The organism is Pseudoalteromonas sp. P1-9 (genome assembly GCF_001399975.1).
Classification (GTDB): Bacteria; Pseudomonadota; Gammaproteobacteria; order Enterobacterales; family Alteromonadaceae; genus Pseudoalteromonas.
The window spans coordinates 1-7,692 of sequence record NZ_LKBD01000069.1; the positions used below are offsets into that span (position 1 = coordinate 1).

4 protein-coding genes are annotated in these 7,692 nt (G+C 40.8%); all 4 read left to right on the forward strand.

The window, feature by feature from the left end; genetic code table 11:
• The first annotated feature begins 36 nt into the window (after nt 1–36).
• Nucleotides 37–3,999 carry an amino acid adenylation domain-containing protein gene (locus AN214_RS21215; RefSeq protein WP_268795522.1) on the forward strand — a complete coding sequence of 1,321 codons (3,963 nt, stop codon included), beginning with the start codon at nt 37–39 and terminating at the stop codon, nt 3,997–3,999.
• Nucleotides 4,000–4,018: 19 nt separating this feature from the next.
• Nucleotides 4,019–4,978, forward strand: coding sequence for a TauD/TfdA family dioxygenase (locus AN214_RS21220; RefSeq protein ID WP_054981540.1), 960 nt, complete (start codon nt 4,019–4,021; stop codon nt 4,976–4,978).
• Between the two features lie 202 nt (nt 4,979–5,180).
• Complete coding sequence (locus AN214_RS21225; protein ID WP_054981541.1) at nt 5,181–5,966, forward strand: hypothetical protein; 786 nt, start codon at nt 5,181–5,183, stop codon at nt 5,964–5,966.
• A gap of 3 nt (nt 5,967–5,969) precedes the next feature.
• A complete protein-coding gene (locus AN214_RS21230; protein ID WP_054981542.1) occupies nt 5,970–7,067 on the forward strand; it encodes a zinc-binding dehydrogenase in 1,098 nt (365 codons plus the stop codon).
• The last annotated feature ends 625 nt before the right edge of the window (nt 7,068–7,692 follow it).

The window sequence follows — 7,692 nt, forward strand, 5'->3', positions numbered from 1 at the left end:
CAAGAGCGAGAGCTCATTTCCGATGACTATGAGGATATCTATCCGTTATCGGCCTTACAAGCCGGAATGGTATTTCATACTCAGTTGGAAGAGTTTAACGGTGTCTTCCATGACATTAGTTCTGATCATATTCAATATCAATGGGATCAGCAGGCATTCGAAAAAGCACTTAGTTTATGTGTACAACAGCATGCATTGTTAAGAACGGTATATAAACTTGATGGTGAAAGACCATTGCAGCTTGTTAAGAAAAGTATCGAATTGCCATTAACCATTTTTGATATACGCGATAAAACTCTAGAACAACAAGATAGCTACTTAGAAGAATGGCGAGAACAGCATAAAACCCATGTATTTAACTGGGAAAATGGCCCGCTTTATCAAGTGGTGATCTTCCTTCGCAGTGAGCACAGTTTCGAGTTTGTTATCAGTTTCCATCATTCGATTTTGGATGGCTGGAGTCGGGTCAGTCTAACCACAGAGTTGTACGGATACTATGCCCAGCTGTTAAAAGGTGAGAGTATTCAAGAACCTAAACAAGACTGGGTATACAGGCAGTTTGTCGCTCTAGAAAATAGCGTGATGGCCTCACCAGCGGCGGAAAAGTTCTTTAGAGAAACCACCGAATCTTTACCAGGAATACAATTACCTAGACAAAAAATGGAGTTAACAGATTCTAGGCTACAAGATTACTTTTGGTCTCAAGATTTTATAGACTTATCTCCTAAACTAGTGCAATTGGCCAAATCCTTGGGCGTTCCTGTTCAAGTGGTGCTAATAACTGGGCACTTAAAAGCCCTTTCAATATTAAGTGGAAAAGAAAAATCCGTCGCTAGCATTGCAGTAAATGGACGTCCAGAAATAGATGGCGCAGAACAAGGGTTAGGCTTGTTTTTAAATGCCATTCCAATCGCTGGAAAAATGCGAGGATTTACCTATCGTGAGTTAATCGAAAATATTGGAAATACCTATACTCAAAGTCTCAATTATCGACGATACCCTCAAGAAAGTATTCAGAAATTAACTGACTCTGCCTTTGACGAGGTGTTATTTAACTACACGCATTTTCATCAGTACGAACAGGTCGAAGAAACTGCACAAGAAGACGGTGTTTCCGTTTTAAATTCGAATGGTTTTGAGCAAACAAATTACCCGTTGCAACTGGATTTCACCAGAGGCAATCACGATGAGATTGGTCTTAACTTAATCTATAAAACCGAGTTGTTTACTTCTGAGTTTATAGAGCAGGTAGCGGGTTATCACCTTCTTGTCTTTAAAAATATGCTTCAAAACCTAGATGCCTTGCCGGAAGCAGATGTACTTTTAACCCAAAAAGACATTGGGCTTTATCAAGCCGAGTTCACTACCGCTGCTGAAATTGTCGATGAACTACCGATCCATCATCTCTTTACCGTGCAAGCAGCAAAATCACCAGATAAAATCGCAATTTTTATTGGCAACGAATCGATAACTTACAGTGAGCTGAGTAAAAAGGTAAACCAATTTGCTCAGTATATGACTGAAAATGGTGTGAAAGAAGAGTGTCTGGTTGGTGTATGTCAGGAACGCACGATTAATATGGTGGCAACTCTGTTGGCTATACATAAAGCTGGCGGAGCCTACTTGCCTCTAGATCCAAGTTACCCTGTAGAACGCTTGAATTATATGTTGGCCGATAGTGGAGCCAAGGTGGTCATCACTGATGACAAAACGTCTAGCTCACTAGCTAAGAATCTAACTATTGGTACCGAGATTAACGTAGATAGCGAGGGTATTCAGCAACAGATTAATCAATATCAGAGTGATACGGTGCCTTTCCGAAAATCTGAGACTGATTTAGCGTACGTCATCTATACATCGGGCTCTACCGGCAAACCTAAAGGGGTCATGGTAGAACAAGGGAACTTGTCTAACTTAATCCATAGTATGCACACCCGACCTGGAGTAAACGAAGCTGATAAAATTTTAGCTGTTACACCCATTAGCTTCGATATACATGTTGTTGAGTTATTTTTGCCTCTCATTCGCGGTGCGCAAGTGATTCTTTGTCCTCGGGAAACTACTTACGACGCTCATGGTTTGGTTGATTTACTGGATTCTCACAAGATCAGCTTTATGCAAGCTACGCCGGCAACTTGGAGAATGCTAAAAGAAGGCAGAAAGTGGCCGGATAACTTAGACATAAATCTACTTACAGGTGGTGAAGCTCTCGCTCCTGAGTTGGCCGCTTGGATGAACGAGAGGGCAAAATCCGTTTGGAACCTGTATGGGCCTACTGAAATTACGGTATACGGCACCGGCGGGGAAGTATTAGCAGACGATGAAAAAATTACCATAGGGACGCCGGTTGCTAATGCTTGGTGTTACATACTCGATGAAAACCAAAGACAATCGCCAATAGGCTCTATTGGCGAGCTATACATCGGCGGCAAAGGTGTAACCAGGGGCTATCTCAATCGTCAGGAACTGACCAATGAAAAATTCATCGACAACCCATTCGACAAAGATGCAGGAAAGCGGCTTTACAGAACCGGAGATTTAGTGAAGTACGTGCTTCATGGCAATCAACGGGGACAAATCGAATATCTTGGAAGAACCGATGAGCAAGTTAAAATTCGAGGCTATAGAATTGAGCTTGGAGAGATAGAAGAGCAAATTCGTAAACAGCGCAGCGTGACGAACGCTCTAGTTCTGGTTACAGAAGAGCAGGGGGATAAGCAGTTAGTTGCCTACGTTACCCTAAACAACGAGAACGAAACCCAGCACGAAGTCATAAACAGGTTAAAACGGACTCTATCTGTTGATTTACCGGCATTCATGATTCCAACGAGTTTTGTGATATTGGACAAGTTTCCACTCACGCCAAGTGGTAAGTTTGATAAAAAGGCCTTACCCGCACCACAAAGGCTTCCAGCATCTGAAGTCGAATACGTAGCGCCCAGAAATGATATCGAAAAGCGTTTAGTGGATATATGGTCGGAGTTATTAGCGTTACCAACTGAAAAGATCAGTATCAAATCCGATTTCTTTGAGTTAGGCGGCTCTTCACTATTAGCCGTTCGGTTAGTTGGCTTGTTGTCAGAAACAGATATACCGCTTTCGGTTAAGCAAGTTTATGAAAAACCTTCAATAATGGAACTCGCGGCTATTAACTTCGAAAACACACTGAGTGTGGAGCAACGATCAGCTATTAAGCTAAATAACAACGATAACGCACAACCACTATTTCTTTTTCCTCCAGCAGGCGGAAAGGTTGAAATGTATTCTGAAATTGCGAAAGCCTTAGAGGATTTCACTAGTGTTTGGGGCATTCAAGCACCTTACCATACGTTAGATAACTACACCTTTGCTAGCTATCAGGAACTTGCAGATTTTTACATATCTGTAGTGAAACATGTTCAACCCTCAGGTAAATATCGTCTAGGTGGTTGGTCGGCTGGCGGTAACCTAGCGCACATCATCGCTGAAAAATTGCAAAAAGAAGGGCATGAAGTCGAGTACTTTTTTGCCATTGACTCCGTAATTACTGTGGATGATCAGTTGGATAAATTGCCGTTGTATGACTGCCTAGAATACGCTGTTGCCGTCACCATGAACGACCTGGATTTGTATGAATCCATCATCGCTAAAGTACCTGATAACTTGAGAGAAGAAGATTACCAAGCCCAACTAGATGTGTTTGCGGAAATCATTGCCGACTTCCTTCCGGAATACGGCTTCAGTGTCAATGCTATAAGGTCTTACCTAGACTATTTTGTCACAGTGATGGCAGTTGACCGTTCAGGTGCTGAAATCTCACTCACTAAACAAGCAACGCTTTTCTTGGCTTCAGACAAGCTGGAAGGCGTTGATGATAACACAGATTTGAAAACTCATAGCTGGCAAGCAGCGATAAAAGACTGTCCATCACAGTTCGTGTATCTGCCAGGAACCCATTTTTCAATGATCGAACGTGGTCAGAAACAGATGGTTTCACAAATTATTCAAGATTTGTCTTAAAAAACTATAAGGGAAAAAAATGTATACTATCGACGAATTAAAAGAAGAGTCTGGCCTTAAATTTCTGTTAGAAGTTGATTCTAAGGGGAAAAAATCCGTAGATTGGGCTCAAGACAATAAAGACTGGATTCAAGACTTGGTTGCCGAAAATGGCGCGTTACTCATTCGAGGGCTGTCTATTCATAGCAGTAAACAATTTGGAGATGTGCTTTCGACATTATTCGATGGCGATTTATTGAATTACACCTACCGTTCGACGCCAAGAACACAGCTCAAAGGAAACGTTTATACCGCAACCGAATACCCGGAATACGAAACTATTCCCCAGCATAACGAAAATGCTTACTCTAGAGTTTGGCCAAATCGAATTGGCTTCATGTGTATGTTGCCACCAGAGACCGGTGGGGAGACACCCATTGCTGATAGCAAAGCAGTTTACGAGCAAATACCAGCTGAAATAAAAACTAAATTTTCAGAGAAAAATGGTGTAATGTATGTCAGAAATTACTCAGAACTCGACTTACCTTGGAAAGAAGTATTTCAAACGGAAGAAAAGTCCGAGGTAGAAGAATACTGCAAACAAAATGAAATGGAATTTGAATGGCTCGAAAACGACTCCTTAAAAACCAGTCAAACGAATCCAGCAACCATTAATCATCCTGTCACTAATGATCCAATTTGGTTTAACCAAGCGCATCTTTTCCACGTATCCAGCTTAGGGGAAAACATTAGAGATACGCTCTTGGATACATTGGGTGAAGACTTACTACCGAGAAATTCCTACTTCGGAGACGGCAGCCCCATAAACGAACAAGATTTGCAAACCATTCGTGACATATACGAAAAAAACAAAATTAAATTTACCTGGCAAAAAGGAGATTTATTACTGCTGGATAACATTCGCTATACCCATGGACGTGAGCCTTTTACTGGCGCAAGAAAGATCTTGACGGGAATGGCTTGCCCTAGCAGAAACTAAATGTAGGCTTTTCTGTTGTATGCAGAATTCCAATTAACGCAAAGAACGAATCACTATGAAAAACAGGTAGCGACTCGACTATATCGAATTACCGTGATTAAAAGTATTAATGGACACAGATGCATGAACACCTGTCGTTGATTGCGGTTTATTTAGCTGGGCAGCTTACCTAGAATAATTACTTTTACACTGAAGGAGTATTATGAGTATTATAAAAAATAGAAAATGGTTATATGATGGTGTGAGTGAATTGACTCAAGAAAATTTATATAGATTGTTTAACAATGAACTTCCTTATATCAGATTAAAAGGCTTTTTCTCGACTCAAGAGTGTGATCAATGTATCAAGGTTGCGGAATCATTTACCTTTGGTGAGTACGATAATGTTGAGCCAGTTATTGAACGAATAGGGTGTACTGTTTTCGAATACGAAAGAAGTAAACCTGATGGTTACTTTGCAAAAAGCAGACAAGAAATTGATGTAAGAGATACCATTTTTTTCAATAGTATAAACCCGCTAGAAAAACTTATTAAAATGGTTGCTAAAGTTTCAGAACAAACCACTTCAATAGCTAAAAATGCGAGTGGAGAAACTTATTACGCCGGCTTAATTAGAAAAATCGAAAAAGGCACTGAACTTCATATCGATTACTCACCTGCAGAACAAAAAGGCTGGGAAGTGTGCGATGTATTAAACCAACTGGCTTGGAATTTGTACCTGCAATTAGGTGCTCCTTGCACGGGTGAAACCATTATCTATGATCGAGTATGGGAACTAGATGATGAGCAATATCGTTATGGTTCATACGGGTTCGAAGAAGCGGTTGTTGACGGTTGTAATTACGTCAAACTCGTGCCAGAGAAAGGCGAATTAATTCTTTTTAATACTCGTAATTATCATAAGGTTTTGCCCTCAGAAGGCAAGCGCATGACAGTGGCATCAGCAATTGGTGAGTTGCCAAACGGAAATATATTATTTTGGTCCTGATTTATGATTAAAGCTTATACATTGAATGGTGACGGTCAGCCACCTGTGAAAGTCGAAATTGACACGCCCACTTTGTCGAAGGGTGAGTTACTCGTTGAAACCTTATATTCAGAAGTTTGTGGTACGGACTTGCATTTACAAAGCGGTTCGATGAAAGGGGTGTCTTATCCGGTGATACCGGGACACTTTTTTGTTGGTCGCGTTGTTGAAATGAGTGGTCCTAAAAAGGATATTGACGGCAACCCAATTAGTATTGGAGATGTTCTAACCTTCATGGATGTTCACGGCACATGTGGAATTTGCTGGAACTGTACGACTGGTGAAATAGCGAATAAGTGTGGCGAAAGGCAAGTTTATGGTGTCACTCACAGCGTTATTGAAGGGCCTATGGGTGGTTGGTCTGAGAAAATATTAATCAAGAAAGATGTACTATGTGCGAAATTACCAAGCACTTTACCGCCAGAAAGGTACATTATTGCTGGGTGTGCACTTCCAACTGCTCTGCATGGTATTGAAAGAGCGAATGTTCGGTTGCACGAGAATGTGCTTGTTCAGGGAGCGGGCCCTGTAGGCATTAACTTGGCGATCTTGTCCCGAGCTTGTGGCGCTAAAAGAGTGGTTATAGCCGACAAAAGCGAACTGCGATTAGAAAAAGCGACGGCACTAGGGTTTGAGGGGATTATTGTCGGTAGTCCAAACAAAAACGATATGGAAAGCGCTAAACAACTCACTAATGGTAGAGGATTTGATATTGTCTTTGAAGCCACAGGTTCGCCTCATGCTATTGCTGACGGTTTCAATATGGCTAGAGACGGCGGAAAGTACATTGTAGTTGGTCAATATTCTGACAATGGGGAAACTCAAATAAACCCTCACAACCATATTAACAGAAAACACGTGACGGTAAAGGGTGTATGGGGTATAGAGTTACGTCACTTTCGACAAATGATAGACGTCTTAAGTATCACCACCAACACACTTGATCCTAAAGTGTGGGACAGCTTAGATGTTAGTTATTATCCTCTTGACGAAGTCACTGTTGCTTTACAAAAAGTAAAAGACGGAGAAGTAACGAAAGCGGTTATTAAAGTAAACAGTTAATGACCCTGAGTCAATCGGAGCATGGCTTGTTTAACGGTTGATGTTATTTAGCTTGCTTTGCTCTGTTTCACAATGCTGCCGAAAAAACAGGTATTGCCTTAGATGACGGTACCTCTGTTGATGCTTGAAAGTAAATGGGTCGATTTAAAGACGCTTACATACAATTAGCCAGCATCTATACTTTTGCCCCCCATATTCAAGAAAATGCGCAAATTGCGCACTTTTATCTTTTTCAAAAAATTAACCACATATATTTTTAATAATACTGGCAACTAGTTATCAACTTTGTTAAAACTAAAGCATTCAGAAAAGTGCGCAATTTGCGCACTATTAAATTGTTTTGATGGAATTGGAAAAGTAAACTCTAGATATTATAGTGCACACAGTGATTTTTACTGTATATTTAATCAGTGTAAAGTCAATTATTTTAAGTGCAATAAAATCTAACAAAGAAACTTGACGGGACTATACTTTATTTCAATCCCTAAAGCTTAGCGATAGTGCTGTTGAAACCAGCGGGGTTTACAAACAGACACTATCGCTAAGCTTTAGGATATGAAGTCTCGCTCAAGTGCCATTTACCTCGAGTTTTCCAATCTACGCAGCCAAAACGACTAAGGTCTGG

Bases quoted from the DNA above. Each gene is read 5' to 3' on its own strand.
- AN214_RS21220 (WP_054981540.1), top strand. From the start codon at position 4,019: ATGTATACTATCGACGAATTAAAAGAAGAGTCTGGCCTTAAATTTCTG.
- AN214_RS21225 (WP_054981541.1), top strand. From the start codon at position 5,181: ATGAGTATTATAAAAAATAGAAAATGGTTATATGATGGTGTGAGTGAA.
- AN214_RS21230 (WP_054981542.1), top strand. From the start codon at position 5,970: ATGATTAAAGCTTATACATTGAATGGTGACGGTCAGCCACCTGTGAAA.